Here is a 23,555-nt window from a genome sequence, read left to right as displayed (position 1 = left end):
TCGCCTTTGCGATTTTGCGCACCATGTTGAGGCCGTCGCGCCACCCGCGCGTTTCGCAGGCCTCAACAGGAGCAACGTCTTTGAGCAACGTCCTTGTCGTTCACGCGCATCCGGAACCGAAATCACTCACCAGCGCCTTGAAGAATCTGGCGGTCGAAACCCTCACCGCGCAGGGCCACACGGTGCAGGTCTCCGATCTCTATGCGGCCAACTGGAAGGCGGTCGCCGATCGCGGAGATTTTCTCGATCAGGCGCAACCGGATCGCCTCAGCTATGCCGCTGAGTCGCGTCATGCATTCGCCACCGGCACCCAATCGGCCGACGTCGAGGCCGAACAGCAGAAGCTCTTGTGGGCTGACGCCGTTCTCCTGAGTTTTCCGATGTGGTGGTTCGGCATGCCGGCCATCCTGAAGGGCTGGGTCGATCGCGTCTTCGCCTACGGTTTTGCATATGGCGTCGGGACTCATGGTGGCGAAAGATGGGGCGACCGGTATGGCGAAGGTACCTTGAGCGGTCGCCGCGCGATGCTGTCGGTCACGATCGGTGGACGCGCGCCGCACTATGGCGAGCGCGGCGTGAATGGGCGGCTCGACGAGCTGCTGTGGCCGATCCAGCATGGCATGCTCTTTTATCCGGGCATGCAGATCCTGCCGCCTTTCGCCGTCTATCAGAGCGACCGGCTGACCGAGGCCGAATGGCCCGCCGTTGCCGAGGCCTATCGGCGCCGCATCGCAGGACTTTTCAGCGATCCGCCGATCGCCTACCGCACCCAGAATGGTGGACACTATGACGGCCAGCAGGTTTTGAAACCAGGTCTGGGTGCAGGCGAGAGTGGCGCGCGCATCCATCTCGTCCAGCCGGGCGATCCGAAGGAGGTTCTTGATGGTCCGCATCGCACGGCCGCCGCAACGCGCGAAATGGAGGCTTGTCCGAGTTCATGACGCGCGCGGCATAAGCCTTCGTCAGCAAGGCGCCACGCGTTCGAAAAGGTGCTGGTAGCGAAGCACGAGGCCTCGATCATCGACCTCAAGGTCCGCCTCGAAACCTGCCGAGACCCCAAGGTCCACGTAGCGTACCCGATCCGGGCCGAGGCGGTCGTACCTTTGACGTGAACGCTGCACCGTCATGGCGGCCCCGTCCACGAAGCAGGTGTCGAGCGTGCGGCTCTCTCCTGCGCCGGCAGGCGTCCGGCGTATCGGGAACGTATTGCAAAAAGGGGTAACCGAGAGGTCCGGTTCTTCCGCGCCGTCGAGGTCAGTACGTCGTTGGCCATTGACACACCAGCCGCTGCCCGTTCGCTCGAGGTTGAGATGGGTTCGCCCGGTCGGTCCCCATCGCTCGACGTCCAGCGATTGAGCCCGCCAGTCGGGCGTCAGCCTCCATTTGTGGTCGAGCCGGAAGCCGCCGTCCTCAACGCAGATCACGGTCGATTCCGCCACCACAGCGTCAGCGGAAATGCTGAGTTTCAGACGCTCCAAGCCGGTCACGTCGGTGCGTCGCCAGAACAGGATTTCGGGGTCGCCCTGCATGCTCTTCCTCGAATTGGATCCAACCCCGGCGGAGAACGCTGGTCGCCACCGCTCGGTTCCTGCCGTCATTTCATCCCGGCGCTGATGACTTGGACCCGAACCGGCAGATGAGTACTCGCTCGCGTGAATCGCGGACGACTGATACGTATGTAAAGCCACTCAACAATAGCAGGAAACACCATGGCACGCGTGCGCTGTATCACCGAAATGGGCATGGGCGTCGACGTTCACGGGCGCGATGCCACCAAGGCCGCCAAGCGCGCCGTCTCCGACGCCATCCGCCACTCCAGCCTCGGCTTCTTCCGGATGCTGGGCAAGACCGCCAACGACATGTTCGTCGAGGTCACCGTCGCGGTGCCGGACCCGAGTGGCGTCGACACCGCGGCAGTTGCCAAGGAGCTGCCGTACGGCACCGTGAACGTGACGGCGGTCAAGGGCGGGCTGGAAGTGCCTGCCGAGAGCGGAAGCGACTCCATCATCATCGCGAACGCCGCTGTGATTGTGAGTTTCGACGACGGCAAGACTGGTTAAACAAGCCCGGCCAAACAAGACTTGCTAAATTCGTTCAGTGCCAAGCAGGCCGGACGCCTGGTCCGCGATCAACCGGAAGACCTGGAGCCCCCATGACGACGCAGGACAGCAGCATTTACTGGAAGCGAGGGCGGGTGGAGTTGCGCGCCGCCGGATTCGATCCGGACCGCGCCGCGCAGACCAGCGCGGTGGTGACGATTGCCAGCGCCTACACCAATGCCCATCGCTGCAACAACCGCGTGCGCGCCATTACCGATCTGCTGGTCGAGATCCTGGCGGAGCGCGGCGGGCAGGGGCTGATCGTCGGCGCGCCGGCGGTGTCGGATGCCCTGACGCAGGGCACGCCGACGGCGGGATACAGCCTTGCCTCGCGCGACGTCGTCGCCGACTGTTTTGAGATCGGCCACTACGCGCATCATGGCGACGCCATGATCGTGATTTCCGGCTGCGACAAGACCGGCGCCGCCGCGCTGATGCCGCTGGCGCGCACCAACGCCTTTGGCCTCGTGCTCTATCCCGGCACCGGCACGCCGGGGCGCGTCTCGTTCGGGGCATGGGCCAGCAAGGGCAACAACATCACGATCCTCGATTATGCCGAGGCGCGCGCCGCAAATGAGTCCGGCCGCATCTCCGGCGAGGAGCTGCTGGAAGTCGAGCGCAACGTGATGCCGGGCAGCGGCACCTGCGGCGCGATGTTCACGGCCAACACCATGAGCACGATCGCGGAATCAATCGGCATGATGCTGCCGCGCGGCGCCTCGCATCCGGCCGATTACAACGCCGGCAGCGACATCCACGCCGACGTCCGCGCGCAGGCCCGCGCTTCGGTCGATGCCCTGTACCGGCTGATGGAAGCTGGCATCCGGCCGCGCGACATCATGACCGAGCACGCCTTCGAGAACGCGATTACCACCGTCTACGCGATGGGCGGTTCGACCAACATGTATCTGCATCTGCTGGCAGTCGCGCGCGAGGCCCAGGTGCCGATCACGATCGAGCGCATTCAGGCGGTCGGCGAGCGCGTCCCGCTGCTGGCCGATCTGCAGCCGCATGGCCCGTTCGCGATGGGCAGCCTGCATGCGATCGGCGGCGTGCCGGTCGTGATGAAGGAACTGCTGCGCGCGGGCCTTCTGCATGGCGACGTCATGACGGTGACCGGCAGGACGCTGGCGGAAAACCTCGCCGATGTTCCGACGCTCGAACAGATGCCGCCGCAGGAGATCGTCCTTCCGGTGTCGAAGCCGATCGCGCCGGCGAACAATCACATCAGCGTCTTGAAGGGCAACCTCGCGCCGGAAAGCTGCTTGCTCAAGCTGTCGGGCAAGGCGCTCGAGAAGGGCCAGTTCCGCGGCACGGCGCGCGTCTTCGAGTCCGAAGCCGATACAATGGCCGCGATCCGCGCCGGCGAAATCGTGGCTGGCAATGTCATCGTGGTGCGCAATGTCGGCCCGGTCGGCGGACCCGGCATGCCCGAAATGGTGATGTTGACGATCCAGCTGCAGGGGCGTGGCCTTGGCGAGAACGTCGCGCTGATTACCGACGGCCGCTTTTCCGGCGTCTCGCACGGCATCCTGATCGGCCATGTCTCGCCGGAAGCCGCGCGCGGCGGCCCGATCGCCGCGGTGCGCGACGGCGATGCCATCGTGATCGATCCCGGCGCCCGCACCGTTACCCTCGAAGTGTCCACGGAAGAGATAGCGCGCCGCATGGCCGACTGGCGCGTGCCGGCTTCGTTGGCCGCTGTACGGCCGGGATCGGTGCACGACAAGTATATCCGGCTGGTGTCGTCGGCGCATTATGGGTGTGTGTTGTGAGGGGGCTTGGTACAGTGGCGGCATCAGAACTAATTCGCTAGACTTTCAACCCGTCCGCTGGCCGAGACCCGGCCATTTGCTGCAACGACGCATATGAAAGCCAAGGATCAATCCCGCTTCAGTATCGATGCATTGCGAGGCCTCGCGGGCGATAAGGTGTTTGCGCGCGGAGAGACCTATCATCGCGACGGTCACGTGCAGATTCTTACGATCGAACCGAAGCGCGTGTTGGCGCAAGTCGCGGGCACCGAGGATTACCGTACCGAGCTCACCGGACGCGGCAGCAATGTCGGTGGCCATTGCTCCTGCCCCGCATTCGGGGATTGGGGAGTCTGCAAGCACATGGTCGCCGTGGCGCTGGCAGCCAATGCCTTCTTGGGCCCCGATGCGGAGGCGGAAGGCGCGGGTGTGCTGTCGCGCATCCGCGACCATCTGAAGCAAAAAAGCGTCGATGCGCTCGCCGGAATGATCATGGAACTGGCAGAGCGGGATCCTGCCTTGTTGCGCAGGCTGGACGTAGCGGCGGCGGTCGTGCACGCCGACGACGGGACGCTCCGGACGCGCCTGCGCAAGGCAATTGACGCGGCGACGCGGACGCCGGACTATTTGGAATACGGCGAGGTGCCGGCCTGGACATCAAACGTGGCGGCATCGCTCGATGCCATCGCCGATCTTGCTTCGGGATCCCGCGCAGGCCTCGCGCTGGAACTTGCGGAATACGCGATTCACCGGATCGAACGAGCCATCGACAGCATTGACGATTCCGAAGGTGGTTGCAGTGAGCTGTTGGATCACGCGCGCGACATCCATCTCGCCGCGGCCGAGTCCGTGCGGCCCGACCCCGTGCAACTCGCCCGCGACCTCTTTGCCCGCGAAGTGGATCGCGACTACGGTACGTTCGGAGATGCCGCGCGATTTTACGCCGACGTGCTCGGCGAGCCCGGCCTCGCCGAATATAACCGCCTTGCCATGAAGGCATGGGAGAAACTGCCCAAGCGCAGCGGCAAAGGGCGGGGGCACGACGACGAATTCTCCGCCGGCTACGAACGGCTGGAAGCAATCCTCGACTTCTTTGCCGAGCGCGCCGGCGATGTCGATACACGGATCGCGTTGCGCGCCCACGACCTGTCCTCCGCTTGGCGCTATCTGCAACTGGCGCAATTCTGTCAGTCGCATGGCCGCGTCGATGAAGCGCTACGCCGGGCCGAGGAGGGCTTGTGGATGTTCGAGGACCAGCAACCCGACGAGCGGCTCGTATCGTTCACTGTCGAACTGCTTTCGAAAGCCGGCCGGAAGGCTGACGCAGAAGCGCTCTTGTGGCGGGCTTTCGAAAAGGCGCCGAGCTTCGAGTTATACAAGCAACTCCGGGAGCTTGGCGGCAAAGCCGCGCTCCAGCGCATCATTGGAATCCTCGAGATGCGATCGGCCGGCAAGAAGCGCGCAGGCTGGTACACTACCGCCGATCTTCTCGTCAGCATTCTGATCGAAGAAAACATGTTCGATGCGGCGTGGGCCATTACGCGCAAGGACGAGGTATCATTCGGAGGGAGGATTGCCCTCGCCGACGCGAGCAAGACCAGGCACCCGCGCGAAGCGCTCGAAGTCTACGCTGAGCGCGTCAACCAGTTCGTGAACACGGGTGGCAATCACGCCTATGGAGAGGCGGCGAAGCTCATCGCCCGGATGGCTACCTTGCAAAGCGAGGCTGAGCAAGCAGCTTACGTCGCGACGCTGAAGGAACGCCACAGACAGAAGCGCAACTTCATGAAGCTGCTGGGGTGAGGCGATGCGGCGCGCGAAGATCGAGGAGCAGAACAAATATCTTCTGATTCAACAACGCCGGTTTCGCGTGGCCGCAGACGTCGTGACGGATGCGTGGATGGCGTTTCCGGAGATCCATGCGGTTGCCGTGATAGGCTCGGTGGCGAAGGCGCTATGGAAGGAGATTCCGCGTTTCAGCGATTTCCGTCGCGAGCGCATCGAGGTTTGGCATGAATGCCGCGATCTCGATCTGGCGCTCTGGATCGAATCCCAGCAACGTCTTCGCGAAATACACCGGGAGGCTAATCGTGCTTTGAGCAAGGCATTTGAGTCCGGTGCCGACACCAGCGTTGTCCCCCATCAACTCGATATCTTTATGTTCGATCCGGCGAACGACGCCTATCTGGGCAGACTCTGCTCGTTCAACCAATGTCCCAAGGGAAAACGCGATTGCCTCGTTCCCGGTTGCGGCGCAATCGCGTTCAACAAGGTGGTCGACGGGTTCGTGCCGCGCGCCGACCTTTTGGCGCCGGCTCAGCATGCGATGCTTTATCGGCGAGGCGCTGGACGATTGCGCTCCGCGCTTGATTTGCCGGGTGTAGAAGCCTGACCCAGAGACGGCTCTCCACAGCAAAATTCGGAGAAGTCGTGAGCGGCTGCAAGCAGCAACCGGCTCGGAAATAGCCACGGCTCACTTCTCGGCTTTTGCCTCCCTGGACTCCCACGGGGCGGTGCGTTGAAAGAGTTCGACCATTTCAGGTACTGGGCGCGCGGGCTGCGAAAGCACTTCAACAAAGGCCTTGAAGCCGATCGGACTCATCCGAATGACCACTGCTTTCATCAGAACAATCCTCCGCTGCACGTACCTCTGCCTCGCGCACGAAATCGGCGCGCGAACGGCCTTGTCAAACAAATATGTTCATGCTCTGTTCTAGTATACTATGGACAAGTTTGCAAGCACTAGTGGTGCCCGCTTATTTCTCGCAGCCGTTCCCGACGCGGGCACGGCCGAGCGAATTCACCGGTTGGCGGGTGTGCTCAAACGCGCCCATAAATTCGACGGCAAACTCATCGCGCCCGAGCGCCTGCACGTTTCGTTGTTCTTCCTCGGCGGCTTGCCCGAGCGCCATATTCGGGCGGCTTGCGAGGCTGCCACCGAGGTGCGGACCGAGCCGTTCGAGGTTTCGTTCGACCGCACCGCGAGCTTTCGGGGCAGGCCGGGCAATCGTCCGTTCGTTCTGATCGGAGAGAGTGGATTGCGCCGGTTGGAGTCATTTCGGCGGATGCTCGGTGCTGCGCTGACGCGAAGCGGGTTGAAGCGGGTGGCGAATACGAATTTTACGCCGCACGTGACGCTGTTGTACGATGCGCGTAGCGTGGACGAGCATCCGATTCAGCCGATCTTCTGGACGGTGACGGAGTTCGTGCTCATCCGCAGCATGAAGGGCCACGCTTGTCACGGTCGCTGGCCGTTGCGGGCATGACGGGAATTGGCACAGCTGGAAGCCTGCAGTGGTCATCGCCGTCGATCGCAAACCTCGCGGCGGTCGTGTCAGACCGAGGGCCCGAAAGAGGCGATCCATATGGTCTCTGCCTTCTCAGTGCGGCAACGGATCGTGCTGGGGCGCCTGCTCATTGATCTCGTCCTTCGACGCAATGAAGAGGCATCGGCGCAGCCAGCTTCCGACGTTGGTTCCCTATGGTTCGACAGCTTCAATACGGTTTCGACGCAAATAGTGCATAGACCGGAAAGGGCTGGTCTATCTCCCAGCTATTCTAATCTAGATCGATCAGCTTATCGCAGCCTGACGCCGGGTTTGTCGATTGTGGCGGTTTCGCCAGTTGCATTGACCTTTAGGCCGTGGAGCAAGTCGGTCGCTGTCTTCAAGGCCTTGTCGTCCTTGGGGTCCGGCGGCACGTAGGACTGCGAACCGGTCTTCTCGTCGCCTGCCGATTTCAGGTGGCCGCGCAGCGCGGCTTCCCCTTTGGTATCGGCGCGCTCCTTTAATTCGTCAGGCACGTCCTGCAGCACCTCAATGTCGGGAACTATGCCCCTGGCCTGGATCGACTTGCCCGACGGCGTAAAATAGCGTGCGGTAGTGAGACGCAACGCGCCGCTGCCGGCGCCGAGAGGAATAATCGTCTGCACCGAGCCCTTGCCGAACGAACGAGTGCCGACCACGGTCGCACGCTTGTGGTCCTGCAGCGCGCCGGCGACGATCTCGGAAGCCGAGGCCGAGCCGCCGTTGATCAGAACGATCACCGGCTTGCCCTTGGTCAGATCACCACCATGGGCAGCGCGGCGTTGGGTTTCCTCGGCGCTGCGGCCACGAGTCGAGACAATCTCACCTCGCGAAAGAAATGTTTCAGACACCGTCACCGCTTCGTCCAGCAATCCGCCGGGGTTGTTGCGCAGGTCAACGATCACGCCTTTCAGTCTTTCGGCGCCGATCCGCGAGGTCAGGTCGCTGATTGCCCGTTTCAACCCCTGGGTAGTCTGCTCGTTGAACGTAATAATACGGATGTAGGCAATGTCATCGCCTTCGATGCTGGAGCGCACCGAACTGACGCGGATGTTTGCGCGCACCAGCGTCACGTCGATCGGATTGTCCTGCCCCTTCCGAATGATCTTCAGCCTGATCTTGGTGTTAACAAGGCCACGCATTCTATCGACAGCTTCACTGAGCGTGAGATCCTTTACCGGCTCGTCGTTAATTGTGGAGATTAGGTCATTGGCGACGATGCCGGCCTTTGACGCTGGGGTTTCCTCTATCGTGTCCTTCATCAACTTGACGATCTTAATCAACCCGTCTTCCATCGTCACTTCGATGCCGAGCCCGCCGAATTCGCCGCGGGTCTGGACCTGCATGTCGCGAAAACTCGCGGCGTCCATGTAGCTCGAATGCGGATCGAGGCCGGACAGCATGCCGCCGATCGCGGATTCGACCAGCTTGCCATCATTGGGCTTCTCGACATAGTCTCTACGGACCCGCTCGAACGCATCGCCAAACAGATTGAGTTGGCGATAGGTATCCGACGCTCCAGCATGCGCACTTGCCCCCATCAGAACGGCGCGCGGCTGGGTTATGAAAAGTGTCAATGCCGCACCGGTGGCGGCGCCGAGAAGAATTATCGGAAACCTGCCCATGCTCTTCCGCCCTCATTTGCGGCCCGCCATGGGCCCGGATCAATCGGAACGTCATTTTACGGAACGCGATGCCGGGAAAGCCGTTCGCGTTTGCCTTGGGTGTAGTCCCGATAGTAGCGACTAGCTCCGCATACACAGCGCCACTACTATAAGTTCATTCGTTACCAGTTTGCAACGCTAGCTTCAAGGCATCGGAGACAGGATAATCGGATGAAGAGATTCCTGAGAAAGGCCTGAGGCGCTAGAATCTGTTGTCATCTACTGGGTCGCGGGCGGAGGACACTGATGGATTCCGCAGGATCGCAGATATTTCCGAAAAACAAGCTTCCTTCACTATTTCAGTGAGTTGCGGGATCAGCTGAAAGTCGCAAGGTGGATTATCCGCGGCGAGAAGCCCTGCTCCTGACACACAAGAACTGCCAGCAGTCGGCCGGGCGGTTCTTTGTCAGAAGCGTTTACGAATATGGTGCTTTTGGTCGAACGCAAGATCGAGTTGCTACCACGGCTTCGGTTCTTGCGAGCGGCACGCCCTCCCACAATCATCCTGGCAAAATCTTTGCCACGCTCGAAGCGCGCGTCTTCCAGCTTTGCTTTATGCCTGATGCCTGGATCGCGGCGCTGACAAAGAATGCGGGGAAGCTTTCGGCTGCACTATTTCGCCACGGCAAGCCGCTCGATCATCTCCTCGATCGAATTGAACAGATGCGTCGGTCCCGCCGCCTGCAGCGCGCTCGGAAGTGCGTAGCCCCACGCTACCGCACCGGAATCCATGCCGGCGGCTTTCGCGGCTTCAATGTCGCGGATCTCGTCGCCGATGCAGATCGTCTCCGAAGGCTTCGCGCCAAGCTTGCGTGCGACGCGTCGAAATTTCCTGTGCTTGCCGAACACCGCAGCGCCGCAGTCGAAGCGAGCGATCCGGGCGGTGGCGGGCCCGAGTACATGCCGGACGGATGCTTCGCTGTCGGAACTGACGATGGCGGTCTTGATGCCGAGGCGTTGCAGGTCGGTCAGTATCGCCGGGATGCCGGCGAATAGCGATATCTCGCTCGCTGCCGCGAGCTTGCGCTTTCGCATGTCGCTGACGATGGCCGGCAGTTGCCACATGGATACGTTGAGCCGCGCCATGATTTCACGCGCGGACATTCCGCGCAGCCCTTCCACCTCGTCGTCGCGGACGGGCGCAAGATCGAACCGCGTAATCATGTCCTGGAAGGAGGCACGAAACCAGGGAAGGGAATCCGCCAGCGTGCCGTCGAAGTCGAAAATGGCGAGGCGGTAACGCGTCATGAGAAAAGGACCATCAGCGTGTCACGTGTCATCGCCGCCGAAATAGGCGGGCTTGCCCGTGGTCCAGGTTTCGCCCCAGAGCTGGCCGCCGCCGTCGACCGTCAGCGTCTCACCGGTCACGAATTTCGCGGATGGTCCGGCGAGGAAGACGCTGGCCTCGGCGACGTCCCATGGCGAGCCGACGCGCATCATCGGGTTCGAGCGCGGGTAGGCGGCGCGGGCTTCCGGCGAGTAGACGTTCCAGCCTTCGGTTTCGATCGCGCCGGGCGCCACGCAATTGACCCGGATGTTCAAGGGCGCCCATTCGACCGCGACGGCGCGCGAGAGCCCGATCACGCCGCTTCGCGCGGCGATGGTGTGCGCGATGCCGTACAGGCCGTGCGTCGTCACGACCACGATGTTGACGATACTGCCGGGATGCTTGTGGTCGCGCCAGCGCTGCGCGGCGGCCTGCATCGTGTACCAGGTGCCGTTCAGATTGGTGTTGATGACCGCGTTCCAGCCCTTCACGGAAAAATCGATTGCGGCTTGCGGAAATTGTCCGCCGGCGCTGTTGATGAGGCCGTCGACGCGGCCTTGCGCGGCCCAGATCGTGTCGAACAGGGTGCTGACCGCATCGGACTCCCTGATGTCGGCGACATGCGCGGATGCCTTGAGGCCGCGGCCGGCCAACTGGGCCACGAGCGCTTCGAGCTTGGCCCCATCGCGCCCAACCACGGCGACGTGCGCGCCCAGCCGTGCGAACAGCCAGGCGATTGCCCGCCCGATGCCGCCGGCGCCGCCCGTTACGACGACGACCTGATCCTTCAGCGCATCGGTCGCGAATGTGGTCGGATGAGCCGCAAGCTCCTCATCGGTGAGGCCGAGCGGAGACGGTTGGTCGGTCATGAACGGCGCGGACCCTTGTTATATGCGGCATCAGCCGTACATTAGCCGCGCAACAATAACCATGCAAAACGAGTTTCGATGCCCGATCTCTCTGCCTTCCCGATCACCAAACGCTGGCCCGCCAAACATCCCGACCGCCTTCAGCTCTACTCGCTGCCGACACCGAACGGCGTCAAGGTCTCGATCATGCTGGAAGAGATCGGACTGCCCTACGAGGTGCATCTGGTCGACTTCAACAAGGACGACCAGAAGACGCCGGAATTCCTCTCGTTGAATCCGAACGGCAAGATCCCGGCCATCCTCGATCCGGACGGGCCCGGCAGCAAGCCGCTGCCGCTGTTCGAGTCCGGGGCGATCCTGCAATACCTTGCGGAAAAGACCGGCAAGCTCCTGCCGGCCGATCCGGCGCGGCGATACCAGACCATCCAGTGGCTGCACTTTCAGATGGGAGGGATCGGGCCGATGTTCGGGCAGGTCGGCTTCTTCCACAAATTCGCCGGCAAGGAATTTGCCGACAAGCGGCCGCTCGAGCGTTACGTTGCCGAGTCGAAGCGCCTGCTGGACGTGATGGAGACGCGGCTTGCCGGACGGCAATGGATCATGGACGACGAATATTCCATCGCCGACATCTCCATGCTCGGCTGGGTCCGCAACCTGATCGGCTTCTACGGTGCGCGCGATCTCGTCGCATTCGATACGCTGAAGCAGGTGCCGGCATGGCTGGAACGCGGGCTCGCCCGGCCGGCGGTGCAGCGCGGGCTCGACATACCGAAGCGGCCCTAAGCGGCGCGCTTGAGCAGCTCGTAAACAAGAGGATTGTCGGCGCAGGCGCCGAAGCCGCATTCCAGCAGTGTCGTCACCACGTTGGCTGCTGTCAGCGCGATCACGAGCCATACCGCGATTTGCGCGAAGGCGCCGCCGGTGGCCGGCAGCACGGCTTTGTCTTCTTCGAACTGGCGGTCGAACAGCAGGATCGCGGCAAGCAGGACGATGGCGGCAATGAAGCCGAGCAGCGCCCAGCTATAATAGTGATAACCGAGCAACGCGGAACCATAGCCCGCGTCGCCGGGCATGATGTGCAGCAGCACCTGCCGGGTCGACGCGACCGCGCCTGCGACCGCCGCCAGCAGCGACATCGCATAATGGCTGGGGCGGGGACCGAAGCGGATATTGAGGATCGGTCCGACGGCCAGCGCGGCGAACAGGATGCGCTGCAGCAGGCAGAGCGGGCAGGGCAATTCATGAAGGATGAACTGCGCCGCATAGGCCGCCGCCAGCACCAGCGCCACCGCGTAGAGGCTGAGTGCATTCAGCGTGATGGCGCGCGTCTGGGTCATGCGTATCTCAGAACGACAGTTTCAGCGTATCGGTCGCGTGGTGCAGATAGGTGGCGACGCACGCGATCAGGACAGCCCCAAACAGGCCGAGCGCCAGTGGACGCTGACCGCGCCAGGCGACCAGCATCACGATGGCCGTGGCCAGAAACAAAAGGGTGAATTCCATCGGCTGGTCCTAACTTCGCGAATGGTATGCGAGTCTATGATAGATTCGCCGTTCCGCTTTGTATAAAAAACGGTCCGACAGGACCAGTAACGCTATTTCCGGAATGCAACGAAAATGCCCATTACCATCTACGGCATCAAGAACTGTGACACCATGAAGAAGGCGCGCGCCTGGCTTGACGATCACGGCGTGGCCTACGATTTCCACGACTACAAGCTTGCGGGCATCGCCAAGGACAAGCTCAAGCAATGGTCCGACGAAATCGGCTGGGAAACGCTGCTCAACCGCGCAGGCACGACGTTCAAGAAGCTGCCCGACGGCGACAAGGAAGGCCTCAACGAGCGCAAGGCGCTGGCGCTGATGCTGGCGCAGCCCTCGATGATCAAGCGCCCGGTACTCGATCTCGGCGGTAAATTGCTGGTCGGATTCAAGCCGGAAGTTTACGCGACGGAAGTGGCGCCGAAGTCGCGCGCAAGGAAGGCTTGAACGATTCGACAGGCTCGCCGGGCTGGCTAATCGAATTCGAGCACGTCACCTGACGGAATGCGGCCGGGTGCGCGATGGAAGAGATCGCGGTCGATGATGGTGCGTAGCTTCGGCACCGGCAGCTTGTCGTTTCCACGCATCAGGTTCTTGATCTCGAAGCCGCCGTCTTCGCTGATGGTCTTCAACGAAGCGATGATGTGGGTAACGCTGCCATCGTCGGAGAACGGCAGCAACAGCCGCTCATAGGCGACGATTCGCCCGTAGATGTCATCGATATTGGCGATGGTGTAGGCGGGGAGGCGGCGCGCGATGCATTCATGATAGACCGGCATCACGATCGGAGCGAGCCTTGCGCCGAGATACTCGTTGAGATAGCGGCCCTTGCCGGTATTCCCATAAGCGCTCGACATCCGTGTGCCGTCGCTCTGGATGGTCAGGCGCGGCGGCTGTGTGCTGGTATCGACGGTGTACAATACCAGGTCAGGAAGTTCGTCCTCGATCCGCGTCGGCTGGTATTCCGGCATGCGCGGTATCGACTGGTCGCGGGCGTATAGCCGCAGCCAGGTGTTCAGCAGGTCGCGCTGCTTGATGGATTTGACGACCGACGGTCCGGCGCTTTGAAATTCCAAGGCGGCAATTCCTGGCTATCTAAATCGCGTCATGATGCGCCGGAGGCAGAAATATTGTGTGAAAGGGCTTGATTGCAGCAAAACACCGTTAACGGTGGCTTGCCGGAGCGAAGATCGCGTTTGAGCGCGGACGACGAGCCGGCCGGGCCGGGCGGTCGGCGCAATTCGACTTATGGCGCATCCGGAACCGGCACGCGCGTTTTCCCCGCGGCAGCTTTCCACCTTGCCTAACCCATACCGTTGACGGCATATTCCGGCCCGGAGGCGGCGGGCTCGGGACGGTTTCCAGGACGTCCCGTAGAGCCTGCCCGAAGAGGGAAAAATTGGCCGCGCGCGAGCAAACTCGCGGAGACGGCCGACGGGGGAGTTTTGTTTGGCTGATGAGTTCATTCTCGAAACCCACGGATTGACCAAGGAATTCGCGGGTTTCTTCGCCGTTCGCGACGTTGCTCTGAAAGTGCGTCGCGGTAGTATTCATGCGCTAATCGGGCCGAACGGCGCTGGCAAGACGACCTGCTTCAACCTTCTGACCAAGTTCTTGCGGCCGTCGGCCGGCCAGATCCTCTACAAGGGACAGGACATCACCGCGATGGTGCCGGCCGATGTGGCCCGCCTCGGGCTGGTGCGTTCGTTCCAGATTTCAGCGGTGTTTCCACACCTGACGGCGCTGGAGAACGTCCGCGTCGCCCTGCAGCGCCAGCACGGCTCTTCGTTCGATTTCTGGCGCTCCAAAAGCGTGCTCGACCGCTTCAACGGCCGTGCGCATGAGCTTCTCAATGATGTGGGCCTGAGCGAGTTTGCCAACACGCCGGCGGTCGAGATGCCCTACGGCCGCAAGCGCGCGCTCGAAATTGCGACGACGCTGGCGCTCGACCCCGAGATGATGCTGCTTGACGAGCCGATGGCCGGCATGGGTCATGAAGACATCGACAAGATCGCAGCGCTGATCAAGCGCATCTCGGCCAAATACACCATCCTGATGGTCGAACATAATCTCTCGGTGGTCGCCAACCTGTCCGACATCATTACGGTGCTGACGCGCGGGCAGGTGCTGGCCGAAGGCAATTATTCTGAACTGTCCAAGGACGAACGCGTCAAGGAAGCCTACCTGGGGGCCGGTCATGCCTGAGTTGAAAATGGCCGAAGCCGCCGCCAAACCGGCGGGCGCGGAAATTCTTTCCGTCTCCGACCTGCAGGCCTGGTACGGCGAATCCCACATCCTTCACGGCATCAACTTCAATGTGAAGGCCGGCGAGGTGGTCACGCTGCTCGGCCGCAACGGCGCCGGCAAGACCACGACGCTGAAGTCGGTGATGGGAATTATCGGTAAGCGTACCGGTTCGATCCGTTTCAACGGTCAGGACATCACGCGTGCCCCGTCCGACAAGATCGCACGCCAGGGCATCGCGTTCTGTCCCGAGGAGCGGGGCATTTTCGCCAGCCTCGACGTGCGCGAAAACCTGCTGCTGCCGCCGATCGTGCGCGGTGGCGGCCTGTCGCTCGACCAGATCTTCGAGTTGTTTCCGAACCTGAAGGAGCGCCTCAACAGCCAGGGCACCAAGCTTTCGGGCGGCGAGCAGCAGATGCTCGCGATCGCGCGCATCCTGCGCACCGGGGCGCGCTTCCTGATGCTGGACGAGCCGACCGAGGGTCTCGCGCCCGTCATCATCCAGCAGATCGGCCACACCATCGCGCGGCTGAAGTCGGAAGGCTTCACCATCCTGCTGGTGGAGCAGAATTTCCGCTTCGCCTCGACGGTGGCCGACCGCTACTACATCGTCGAGCACGGCAAGGTCATCGACGGTTTTGCGAATTCGGAGCTGTCGGCCAACATGGACAAGCTCCACACCTATCTCGGCGTTTAATCAGTACTACCCGCTGCACTCTGGATTTATGGAGATACTATGAAACATCGCATTTCATCTCTCTTCCTCGGCACCGCGCTCGCACTTGCCGCAGGCGGTGGCGCCATGGCGCAGGACAAGACCGTCAAGATCGGCGTGCTTACCGACAATTCCGGACTTTACTCCGACCTCGGCGGCGCAGGCTCCACGCTTGCCGCCCAGATGGCGGTCGAGGATTCCGGACTGGCGGGCAAGGGCTGGAAAATCGACATCGTCTCCGCCGACCACCAGAACAAGCCCGACATCGGCACCACCATCGCGCGCCAATGGATCGACGTCGAGAAGGTCGATATCTTCGTGGACGTGTTGAACTCCGGCGTTGCGCTGGCGGTCAACAATCTGGTGAAGGAAAAGAACTCCCTCATGATCAATACCGGCGCGGCGACGTCGGACCTCACCAATGCCCAGTGCTCGCCGAACACGATTCACTGGGTCTATGACACCTACATGCTCGCCAACAGCACCGGACAGGCGCTGGTGAAAGCCGGCGGCGACACCTGGTACTTCCTGACCGCGGATTACGCGTTCGGCCACGCGCTGGAACGCGACACTGCCGCAGTCGTGGTCAAGTCGGGCGGCAAGGTTATCGGCACCGTCAGGCATCCCCTGAATTCGTCGGATTTCTCCTCGTTCCTGCTGCAGGCACAGGCTTCCAAGGCCAAGATCGTCGGCATGGCGAACGCCGGCGGCGACACCACCAACACCATCAAGCAGGCCGCGGAGTTCGGCATCGTCGCGGGCGGCCAGAAGCTCGCGGGATTGCTGCTGTTCATCAATGACGTTCACTCCCTCGGCCTCAAGGTGGCGCAGGGCCTGAACTTCACGGAAACCTTCTACTGGGATTTGAACGACGGCACCCGCGCGTTTTCCAAGCGCTTCTCCGAGCGCATGAAGAACAAGGCGATGCCGTCCATGGTGCAGGCTGGCGTGTATTCTGGCCTGATCCACTATTTCAAGACGATCGATGCGATGGGCGGCAATCCGCATGACGGCGCCAAGGTGGTGGCGAAAATGAAAGAGGCGCCGACCGACGACCCGCTGTTCGGCAAGGGCACGATCCGCGCCGACGGCCGCAAGCTTCATCCGGCCTACCTGTTCGAGGTCAAGAAGCCTTCCGAATCCAAGGGACCGTGGGACTATTACAAGCTGGTCGGAACGACCCCGGCAGACCAGGCCTTCCGGCCGCTTTCGGAAAGCGTTTGTCCGCTGGTAAAGAAGTAACAACGACAGCCCGCCGGCGCCGTGCCGGCGGGCTTCCTCTCGCGTCCCTGCGCGATTCCGCGTCTTAAACGAGATTGAGTGCGAAACCGATGCAAGCTCTATACGCCCAGCTTTTGGTGGGATTGATCAACGGATCGTTCTACGCGCTGCTCAGTCTCGGGCTCGCCGTGATCTTCGGCATGCTCAACATCATCAATTTCGCCCATGGCGCGCTCTACATGATGGGCGCGTTCTGCGCATATTTCCTCCTGCATCTGACAGGCATCGGATATTGGTGGGCGCTGTTGATCGCTCCCATCGTGGTCGGCATCTTCGGCATGATCCTGGAGCGGACCATGCTGCAATGGCTGGCCGGCCTCGACCACCTCTATGGCCTGTTGCTGACCTTCGGCATCGCGCTGATCGTGCAGGGCGTGTTCCAGAACTATTTCGGCTCATCCGGGCTGCCCTACGCGATTCCCGATTACCCGCAGATCGGCGAATGGCGCGGTCTGCAGGGCGGCATGAATCTCGGCTTCATGTTCCTGCCGGTCTATCGTGGCTGGGTGGTCATTTTCTCGCTCGTCGTCTGCATCGCTACCTGGTACCTGATCGAAAAGACGCGGCTTGGCGCCAATCTGCGCGCTGCGACCGAAAATCCGACCCTGGTGCGGGCGTTCGGCATCAACGTGCCCAGGATGATCACGCTGACCTACGGGCTCGGCGTCGGCCTGGCCGCGCTCGCCGGCGTGCTGTCGGCGCCGATCAACCAAGTGCGGCCGCTGATGGGCGCCGACCTGATCATCGTGGTGTTCGCGGTGGTGGTGATCGGCGGCATGGGATCGATCATGGGATCGATCATCACCGGATTTGCACTCGGCGTGATCGAAGGATTGACCAAGTATTTTTATCCCGAGGCTTCCAACACCGTGGTGTTTGTCCTGATGGTGCTGGTGTTGCTGGTGAAGCCTGCGGGACTGACCGGACGGGCGGCCTGACATGAGCGCATTGACTGACGACACACTGCCGGTAACGCCGCGCGCGATGCGCGACGAGATGATGGTATTCGCGGCGATGGCGGTGCTGCTGGGGCTGGTGCCGCTGACCGGCATCTATCCGTTCTTCGTGATGCAGGCCCTGTGCTTCGCGCTGCTCGCCTGCGCGTTCAACCTGTTGATTGGCTATGGCGGCCTGCTGTCATTTGGCCACGCGATGTTTCTGGGAACTGCGGGCTACTGCACGGCGCATGCGCTCAAGGTCTGGGGTGTGACGCCGGAAATCGGAATTCTGGTCGGCGTCGCCGGCGCTGCCGCGCTTTCGGTCGTGACCGGCTTCATCTCGATCCGCCGGCAGGGCATCTACTTCTCGATGATCACGCTCGCGCTGTCGCAGCTCCTTTACTTCATCTACCTGCAGGCGCCGTTCACCCATGGCGAAGACGGCATCCAGGGCATTCCGCAGGGCTATCTGTTCGGGATATTCAATCTCGCCAAGCCCACGGTGCTTTACTACGTCGTGCTGGCCGGTTTCCTCGGCGGCTTCCTCCTGATCTACCGCACCATCAACTCGCCGTTCGGCGAGGTGCTGAAGGCGATCCGCGAGAACGAGCCGCGCGCGATCTCGCTGGGTTACAAGACCGACCAATACAAGCTGCTCGCCTTCATCCTTTCCGGAACCATTGCGGGCTTTGCCGGTTCGCTAAAGGTGTTCGTGGCGCAGAACGCCTCGCTCACCGACGTGCACTGGACGATGTCGGGTGAAATCGTGCTGATGACGCTGGTCGGCGGCCTCGGCACCATTTTTGGGCCGGTCGTCGGCGCCTTCGTCATCATCGCCATGCAGCAATATCTGGCCGGGTTCGGGCAGTGGGTGACGGTGATCCAGGGCGTCATCTTCGTCGCCTGCGTGCTGACCTTCCGCCGCGGCGTGATCGGCGAGATCGCGCATTATTTCCGCCGATCCCTGTAAAACGGCTGGTTTTGGCGCCTCACAAAGCAGTGGATGACCCGGTTGCCGGGTCGCCTCGTGGCGCGCTTTTCCCTCGAATGGTCTATGACAGTTTTGTGACAGGCCGCCCGGGCGGCCATTTCTGAGTGACGGAAAAATGCCCATGCTGCGCTGGTTTCGTGCCTTTTTGCCCAAGGAGGAGCGGTTTTTTGAACTGTTTGCCCGCCACGGCCAGACGGTCGTGCAGGGCGCGCTGGCGCTTCAGGACATGCTGCGCGGCGGCGACGAAACACCGGTGTTCTGCCAGCGCGTCAACCAGTTCGAAAATGACGCCGACGGCATTACCCGTGAGGTGCTGACGGCGGTCCGGCGCACTTTCATTACCCCGTTCGACCGCGGCGACATCAAGAACCTGATCACGGCGATGGACGATGCGATCGATCAGATGCAGCAGACCGCGAAGGCGGTGGTGCTGTTCGAGGTCCGCACTTTCGAGCCGCCGATGCGCGAGATCGGGACGCTGCTGGTCGAGTGCGCCAATCTGGTCGGTCGTGCGCTGCCGCTGATGCAGTCGATCGGCAACAACGTCGCGATGCTGAGCGCCATTACCGAGGAAATCGGAAAGCTGGAGGGCCGCATCGACGATCTCCACGATATTGGATTGAAGGAACTGTTTCTCAAGCATCGCAGCGGCAACTCGATGGATTTCATCGTGGGCGCCGAGATCTACAAGCATCTTGAGAAAGTATCCGACCGCTTCGACGACGTCGCCAATGAGATCAACTCCATCGTGATCGAACAGGTATAGGGCAGGGCCATCACGTGGATGCCACCCTCGCTCTTCCGGTTCTGGTCTTCCTGATCGCGGTCGCGCTGCTGTTCGACTTCCTCAACGGCTTGCACGACGCCGCCAATTCGATCGCAACGATCGTGTCGACCCGGGTGCTGCGCCCGCAATATGCGGTGCTCTGGGCCGCCTTCTTCAATTTCATCGCTTTCCTGGTGTTCGGGCTCCACGTCGCCAATACGATCGGCACCGGCATCATCGAACCTGATATCGTCGATGCCACCGTGATATTCGCGGCACTTGTGGGCGCCATCGTCTGGAACCTGATTACCTGGGCGCTCGGAATTCCCTCGTCCAGTTCGCACGCGCTGATCGGCGGGCTGGTCGGCGCGGGGGTCGCAAAAGCCGGAATTTCGGCGGCGGTCTGGACCGGTCTGTCGAAAACGCTGCTGGCGATCGTGCTGTCGCCGCTGGTCGGGTTCCTGCTGGCGCTGGTGCTGGTCGCGATCGTGTCCTGGCTATCGGTGCGCTCGACGCCGTTTGCGGTCGACCGCGCCTTCCGCATCCTGCAATTCGTCTCGGCGTCGCTCTATTCGCTCGGCCATGGCGGCAACGACGCGCAAAAGACCATGGGTATCATTGCGGTGCTGCTCTATTCGCAGGGTCATCTCGGCGCGGACTTTAACATCCCGTTCTGGGTCGTGATTTCCTGCCAGGCGGCCATGGGCCTTGGCACCCTGATGGGAGGCTGGCGGATCGTCCGCACCATGGGGCTGCGGATTACGAAGCTGACGCCGATGCAGGGTTTTTGCGCTGAAACCGGGGGGGCGGCGACCCTGTTCATGGCGACCTTTCTCGGGGTTCCCGTATCCACGACCCACACCATTACCGGCTCGATCGTCGGCGTCGGCGCGGCACGGCGGGTTTCGGCGGTGCGCTGGAACGTGGCGAGTTCGATCGTCTACGCCTGGGTGATCACCATTCCGGCTTCTGGAATCGTGGCGGCGTTGACCTATTGGGCCGTACTGTTGCTACGCTGATCCCGTGACGAGTTTGAGCCCGATAATGCCGGCCACAATCAGTCCGATGCAGGCGAGGCGTGCGGCGGTGGCAGGCTCACCGAACAGCGCGATGCCCAGGATTGCCGTACCGACCGCGCCGATGCCGGTCCATACCGCATAGGCGGTTCCGATTGGCAGTGATTTCAGGGCAAGGCCCAGCAGGAGGATGCTGCCTGCCATGCAGGCGAGCGTCAGGACGGACGGAATGAGCCGTGTGAAACCTTCGGTATATTTGAGGCCGATCGCCCAGCCTATTTCCATGAGACCGGCGACGAACAACACGATCCAGGCCATCACGACCCTCCGAACCAGGCAGGGCCGTCCCCGCGTATGAGCTGTGAAATTGGAAGGCCGTCCTTCCGCTGCCGATATGGGACTGGCCCTCGGCCTCTGCAACCACCAAATGAGGCTTGATTAGCCCGGTTTTCCCTGCCAAACGCTCGAGCCTCATGTCCGACATTGCCGTTACTTCCGAATCGCCGTCCCGCTCGCCGCTTTCAGATGAAGTGGCGCGGCGGCGCACGTTTGCGATCATCTCCCACCCGGATGCCGGCAAGACCACGCTGACCGAAAAGCTCCTGCTGTTCGGCGGCGCCATCAATCTGGCGGGACAGGTCAAGGCCAAGGGCGAGCGGCGCAATACCCGTTCCGACTGGATGAAGATCGAGCGCGAGCGCGGCATCTCGGTCGTGACGTCGGTGATGACGTTCGAGTTCGAAGGCCTGGTGTTCAACCTGCTGGACACGCCGGGCCACGAGGACTTTTCCGAAGACACCTACCGGACGCTGACCGCGGTCGATTCCGCCGTGATGGTGATCGACGCCGCCAAGGGCATCGAGGCGCGGACGCGAAAGCTGTTCGAGGTGTGCCGGCTGCGCGACATTCCGATCATCACCTTCATCAACAAGATGGACCGTGAGAGCCGCGATACGTTCGAACTGCTGGACGAGATCGAAAAGACGCTGGCGCTCGATACCACGCCGATGACCTGGCCGGTCGGCCGCGGCCGCGATTTCCTCGGCACCTACGACGTCGTCAATGGCGGCGTGCGCCTGCTCGAAGGCGGCGGTGCCAAAACCGGCGCGACCGAGCAGATCGACATCGCCGATCTCGCCGGCCGCAACGCCAATCTCGACGTCGCCGAGATCAAGGATGAGCTCGCGCTGGTATCCGAAGCCTGCAAGCCGTTCGAACTTGAGGCATTTCGCGAAGGCCACCTGACGCCGGTCTATTTCGGCAGCGCGCTGCGCAATTTCGGCGTCGGCGACCTGCTGGAAGGTCTCGGCAAGTTTGCGCCTGCGCCGCGCGCGCAGGATTCGAACCTGCGCAAGGTCGAGGCGGCCGAGCCGCGCATGAGCGCCTTTGTGTTCAAGATCCAGGCCAACATGGATCCGAACCACCGCGACCGCATCGCGTTCGCGCGGCTTTGCTCTGGCAAGCTCAGCCGCGGCATGAAGGCGAAGCTGGTGCGCACCGGCAAGAACATGAGCCTGTCCAGCCCGCAATTCTTCTTCGCCCAGGACCGTTCGGTGGCTGATGAGGCGTTTGCCGGCGACGTCGTCGGCATTCCCAATCACGGCACTTTAAGGATCGGCGATACGCTGACCGAAGGCGAAGACATCACCTTCGTCGGCGTTCCCAGTTTTGCGCCGGAAATCGTCCGCCGCGTGCGGCTGACGGATGCGATGAAGGCGAAGAAGCTGAAAGAAGCGCTGCAGCAGATGTCGGAAGAGGGCGTGGTGCAGGTGTTCCGGCCGCGCGACGGCGCACCGGCGCTGGTCGGCGTCGTCGGCCCGCTACAGCTCGACGTGCTGAAAGCGCGGCTCGACGCGGAATATTCGCTGCCGGTGGAATTCGAGGTCTCGGAGTTCCAGCTCGCTCGCTGGGTTTCATCCGACGACCGCAAGAAACTCGACGCCTTCATCGCCGCCAACGGCTCCGGCATCGCCGATGACGTCGATGGCGACCCGGTGTTCATGGCCAAGAACGAATTCTATCTCGGCTATACCCGCGAACGGGCCGAGGGGATTACCTTCTCCAACGTCAAGGACGTGAAGAAGAAGGGGTAAGGGCGCTGTCGCTCCGCCCCCTCTGTCGTCCCCCGCGAAGGCGGGGGACCCAGTACGCCGCGGCTTCTCCGTAGATCACTACCGCCTCTGGAATACTGGATCGCCCGCCTTCGCGGGCGACGACGGGTGAGGCCTTGGGTACTTCATCGCACTCATGCATCCAGTGGATGCCTGCATGCATCTCGTGAAAAGCCAAATCCCTTGCGCCGGACTGGCATCCGTTAAAGTATCCACTGGATGCTTATGGAAACAGGGAGGCAACAAGCCATGACTGATCTCGCGACCTATTCCCGTTCCGGCCCGGTCGGCACCATCGTAATCGACGACGGCAAGGCCAATGTAATGTCGCTTGCGATGCTCAACGCCCTGCACGGGGCGTTCGACCAGGCGGAAAAAGACAAAACTGTCGTGATCCTGAAAGCCCGCGGCAAACATTTCTCCGGTGGCTTCGACCTCAACGTCTTTGCCAAGGGCAGCGCCGAGGATCAGTATCTGATGCTCAAAGCGGGTGCCGAACTGGCGCTACGCATTCTCTCGTTCCCGACGCCTGTCGTGGCGGCCTGCCAGGGTAACGCCTATCCGATGGGCGCCTTCCTTATCATGTCCAGCGACCATCGCATTGCCGCCGAGGGCGATTACCGGATCGGCATGAACGAGGTCGCGATCGGGCTGACCGTGCCGCGCTTTGCGATCGAGATCGCGCGGCAGCGGTTAACGCCGGCCTATTTCAGCAGGGTGGTGATAACAGCGGAAATGTTCGGCCCTACCGAAGCCGTCACCGCTGGATTCTTTGACCGCGTCGTTCCGGCGGATGCGCTGGAGCGCAGCGCCGAGGAGGCTGCGCAAAAGCTCGCCACGCTCAACATGGCGGCCCACGCCGCCACCAAGGCGCGGGCGAGGGGCGCCGTGATCAAAATGATCCGCGACATGATCGACGAGGATATCACGCCGCAATATGGCGAGGACCGCATTGCCCGGCGGGCGTCGGCCTGAGACTTCGACCCGTCCGGT

General features: G+C 62.1%; 26 protein-coding genes. 17 read left to right on the top strand and 9 right to left on the bottom strand.

Features of this window, described 5'->3' with window-relative positions; all coding sequences use genetic code 11:
* Nucleotides 1-80: 80 nt before the first annotated feature.
* Entirely contained in the window at nt 81-941 is an 861-nt protein-coding gene (locus V1294_RS24350) for an NAD(P)H-dependent oxidoreductase (RefSeq protein WP_334500650.1), read from the top strand.
* Nucleotides 942-962: 21 nt separating this feature from the next.
* Here the strand turns inward: V1294_RS24350 and V1294_RS24345 are convergent, their stop codons facing one another.
* Nucleotides 963-1,529 (bottom strand): putative glycolipid-binding domain-containing protein, encoded by a 567-nt coding sequence (locus tag V1294_RS24345; protein ID WP_334500649.1) that lies wholly within the window; start codon nt 1,527-1,529, stop codon nt 963-965.
* Between the two features lie 180 nt (nt 1,530-1,709).
* Here V1294_RS24345 and V1294_RS24340 point away from each other — a divergent pair, with 180 nt between their 5' ends.
* From V1294_RS24340 to V1294_RS24325, 4 genes are all read left to right on the top strand, one after another.
* Entirely contained in the window at nt 1,710-2,060 is a 351-nt protein-coding gene (locus V1294_RS24340; RefSeq protein WP_214490882.1) for a Lin0512 family protein, read from the top strand.
* A gap of 92 nt (nt 2,061-2,152) precedes the next feature.
* Nucleotides 2,153-3,874, top strand: a complete 1,722-nt coding sequence (ilvD, locus tag V1294_RS24335; RefSeq protein WP_334500646.1) for a dihydroxy-acid dehydratase — start codon at nt 2,153-2,155, stop codon at nt 3,872-3,874.
* A gap of 93 nt (nt 3,875-3,967) precedes the next feature.
* Nucleotides 3,968-5,656: an SWIM zinc finger family protein gene (locus V1294_RS24330; RefSeq protein ID WP_334500644.1), complete on the top strand. Its 1,689-nt coding sequence runs from the start codon at nt 3,968-3,970 to the stop codon at nt 5,654-5,656.
* A gap of 4 nt (nt 5,657-5,660) precedes the next feature.
* Nucleotides 5,661-6,245 (top strand): hypothetical protein, encoded by a 585-nt coding sequence (locus V1294_RS24325; RefSeq protein WP_334500643.1) that lies wholly within the window; start codon nt 5,661-5,663, stop codon nt 6,243-6,245.
* Nucleotides 6,246-6,326: 81 nt separating this feature from the next.
* Here V1294_RS24325 and V1294_RS24320 read toward each other — a convergent pair whose 3' ends face one another.
* Nucleotides 6,327-6,476, bottom strand: coding sequence for a hypothetical protein (locus V1294_RS24320; RefSeq protein ID WP_334500641.1), 150 nt, complete (start codon nt 6,474-6,476; stop codon nt 6,327-6,329).
* Nucleotides 6,477-6,576: 100 nt separating this feature from the next.
* Between V1294_RS24320 and thpR the strand changes: the two genes are divergently transcribed.
* Nucleotides 6,577-7,119, top strand: a complete 543-nt coding sequence (thpR, locus tag V1294_RS24315; protein ID WP_334500639.1) for an RNA 2',3'-cyclic phosphodiesterase — start codon at nt 6,577-6,579, stop codon at nt 7,117-7,119.
* Between the two features lie 311 nt (nt 7,120-7,430).
* Here the strand turns inward: thpR and V1294_RS24310 are convergent, their stop codons facing one another.
* From V1294_RS24310 to V1294_RS24300, 3 genes are all read right to left on the bottom strand, one after another.
* Nucleotides 7,431-8,783, bottom strand: coding sequence for a S41 family peptidase (locus tag V1294_RS24310; RefSeq protein ID WP_334500637.1), 1,353 nt, complete (start codon nt 8,781-8,783; stop codon nt 7,431-7,433).
* Nucleotides 8,784-9,434: 651 nt separating this feature from the next.
* Nucleotides 9,435-10,070 carry an HAD hydrolase-like protein gene (locus V1294_RS24305; protein ID WP_334500634.1) on the bottom strand — a complete coding sequence of 212 codons (636 nt, stop codon included), beginning with the start codon at nt 10,068-10,070 and terminating at the stop codon, nt 9,435-9,437.
* A 21-nt stretch (nt 10,071-10,091) separates the two neighbouring features.
* Nucleotides 10,092-10,958 (bottom strand): SDR family oxidoreductase, encoded by an 867-nt coding sequence (locus tag V1294_RS24300; RefSeq protein WP_334500632.1) that lies wholly within the window; start codon nt 10,956-10,958, stop codon nt 10,092-10,094.
* A 78-nt stretch (nt 10,959-11,036) separates the two neighbouring features.
* Between V1294_RS24300 and V1294_RS24295 the strand changes: the two genes are divergently transcribed.
* Nucleotides 11,037-11,741, top strand: a complete 705-nt coding sequence (locus V1294_RS24295; RefSeq protein ID WP_334500630.1) for a glutathione S-transferase family protein — start codon at nt 11,037-11,039, stop codon at nt 11,739-11,741.
* On the opposite strand, the gene V1294_RS24290 is transcribed toward V1294_RS24295, so the two are convergent.
* Together V1294_RS24290 and V1294_RS24285 are read right to left on the bottom strand one after the other, a co-directional pair.
* A complete protein-coding gene (locus tag V1294_RS24290; RefSeq protein ID WP_334500628.1) occupies nt 11,738-12,295 on the bottom strand; it encodes a disulfide bond formation protein B in 558 nt (185 codons plus the stop codon). The two genes, V1294_RS24295 and V1294_RS24290, sit on opposite strands and share 4 nt — an antisense overlap.
* 7 nt (nt 12,296-12,302) lie before the next feature.
* Nucleotides 12,303-12,461 (bottom strand): DUF5993 family protein, encoded by a 159-nt coding sequence (locus tag V1294_RS24285; RefSeq protein ID WP_190241895.1) that lies wholly within the window; start codon nt 12,459-12,461, stop codon nt 12,303-12,305.
* Between the two features lie 114 nt (nt 12,462-12,575).
* On the opposite strand from V1294_RS24285, the gene V1294_RS24280 reads away from it, so the two are divergent.
* Nucleotides 12,576-12,947 (top strand): ArsC family reductase, encoded by a 372-nt coding sequence (locus V1294_RS24280; protein WP_334500627.1) that lies wholly within the window; start codon nt 12,576-12,578, stop codon nt 12,945-12,947.
* A 26-nt stretch (nt 12,948-12,973) separates the two neighbouring features.
* Here the strand turns inward: V1294_RS24280 and V1294_RS24275 are convergent, their stop codons facing one another.
* Nucleotides 12,974-13,576: a PAS domain-containing protein gene (locus V1294_RS24275; RefSeq protein ID WP_334500626.1), complete on the bottom strand. Its 603-nt coding sequence runs from the start codon at nt 13,574-13,576 to the stop codon at nt 12,974-12,976.
* A 373-nt stretch (nt 13,577-13,949) separates the two neighbouring features.
* On the opposite strand from V1294_RS24275, the gene V1294_RS24270 reads away from it, so the two are divergent.
* The 7 genes from V1294_RS24270 (at nt 13,950) to V1294_RS24240 (ending at nt 20,454) form a co-directional block, all read left to right on the top strand.
* Nucleotides 13,950-14,705 carry an ABC transporter ATP-binding protein gene (locus tag V1294_RS24270; protein WP_334500623.1) on the top strand — a complete coding sequence of 252 codons (756 nt, stop codon included), beginning with the start codon at nt 13,950-13,952 and terminating at the stop codon, nt 14,703-14,705.
* A complete protein-coding gene (locus V1294_RS24265; RefSeq protein WP_334500622.1) occupies nt 14,698-15,441 on the top strand; it encodes an ABC transporter ATP-binding protein in 744 nt (247 codons plus the stop codon). The genes V1294_RS24270 and V1294_RS24265 overlap by 8 nt, the downstream gene beginning before the upstream one ends.
* A 39-nt stretch (nt 15,442-15,480) precedes the next feature.
* Nucleotides 15,481-16,701, top strand: a complete 1,221-nt coding sequence (locus V1294_RS24260; protein WP_334480011.1) for an ABC transporter substrate-binding protein — start codon at nt 15,481-15,483, stop codon at nt 16,699-16,701.
* 89 nt (nt 16,702-16,790) lie between these two features.
* Nucleotides 16,791-17,678, top strand: coding sequence for a branched-chain amino acid ABC transporter permease (locus tag V1294_RS24255; protein ID WP_334480013.1), 888 nt, complete (start codon nt 16,791-16,793; stop codon nt 17,676-17,678).
* 1 nt (nt 17,679) lies between these two features.
* On the top strand, nt 17,680-18,648 hold the full coding sequence (locus V1294_RS24250; RefSeq protein WP_334480015.1) for a branched-chain amino acid ABC transporter permease: 969 nt from the start codon (nt 17,680-17,682) through the stop codon (nt 18,646-18,648).
* Between the two features lie 142 nt (nt 18,649-18,790).
* Nucleotides 18,791-19,435 carry a DUF47 domain-containing protein gene (locus V1294_RS24245; RefSeq protein WP_334500621.1) on the top strand — a complete coding sequence of 215 codons (645 nt, stop codon included), beginning with the start codon at nt 18,791-18,793 and terminating at the stop codon, nt 19,433-19,435.
* A gap of 14 nt (nt 19,436-19,449) precedes the next feature.
* Nucleotides 19,450-20,454: an inorganic phosphate transporter gene (locus V1294_RS24240; RefSeq protein WP_334480019.1), complete on the top strand. Its 1,005-nt coding sequence runs from the start codon at nt 19,450-19,452 to the stop codon at nt 20,452-20,454.
* Here V1294_RS24240 and sugE read toward each other — a convergent pair.
* Nucleotides 20,446-20,769, bottom strand: a complete 324-nt coding sequence (gene sugE, locus V1294_RS24235; protein ID WP_334500620.1) for a quaternary ammonium compound efflux SMR transporter SugE — start codon at nt 20,767-20,769, stop codon at nt 20,446-20,448. The genes V1294_RS24240 and sugE overlap by 9 nt on opposite strands.
* A 155-nt stretch (nt 20,770-20,924) precedes the next feature.
* Here sugE and V1294_RS24230 point away from each other — a divergent pair, with 155 nt between their 5' ends.
* Nucleotides 20,925-22,544 carry a peptide chain release factor 3 gene (locus tag V1294_RS24230; protein WP_334500618.1) on the top strand — a complete coding sequence of 540 codons (1,620 nt, stop codon included), beginning with the start codon at nt 20,925-20,927 and terminating at the stop codon, nt 22,542-22,544.
* Nucleotides 22,545-22,811: 267 nt separating this feature from the next.
* Nucleotides 22,812-23,537 (top strand): crotonase/enoyl-CoA hydratase family protein, encoded by a 726-nt coding sequence (locus V1294_RS24225; RefSeq protein ID WP_334500617.1) that lies wholly within the window; start codon nt 22,812-22,814, stop codon nt 23,535-23,537.
* The last annotated feature ends 18 nt before the right edge of the window (nt 23,538-23,555 follow it).

This window comes from Bradyrhizobium sp. AZCC 1678 (genome assembly GCF_036924765.1).
Taxonomy (GTDB): Bacteria; Pseudomonadota; Alphaproteobacteria; order Rhizobiales; family Xanthobacteraceae; genus Bradyrhizobium; species Bradyrhizobium algeriense.
Note: the sequence above shows the minus strand (reverse complement) of the source record. Positions and strands in the feature narration are given on the sequence as shown.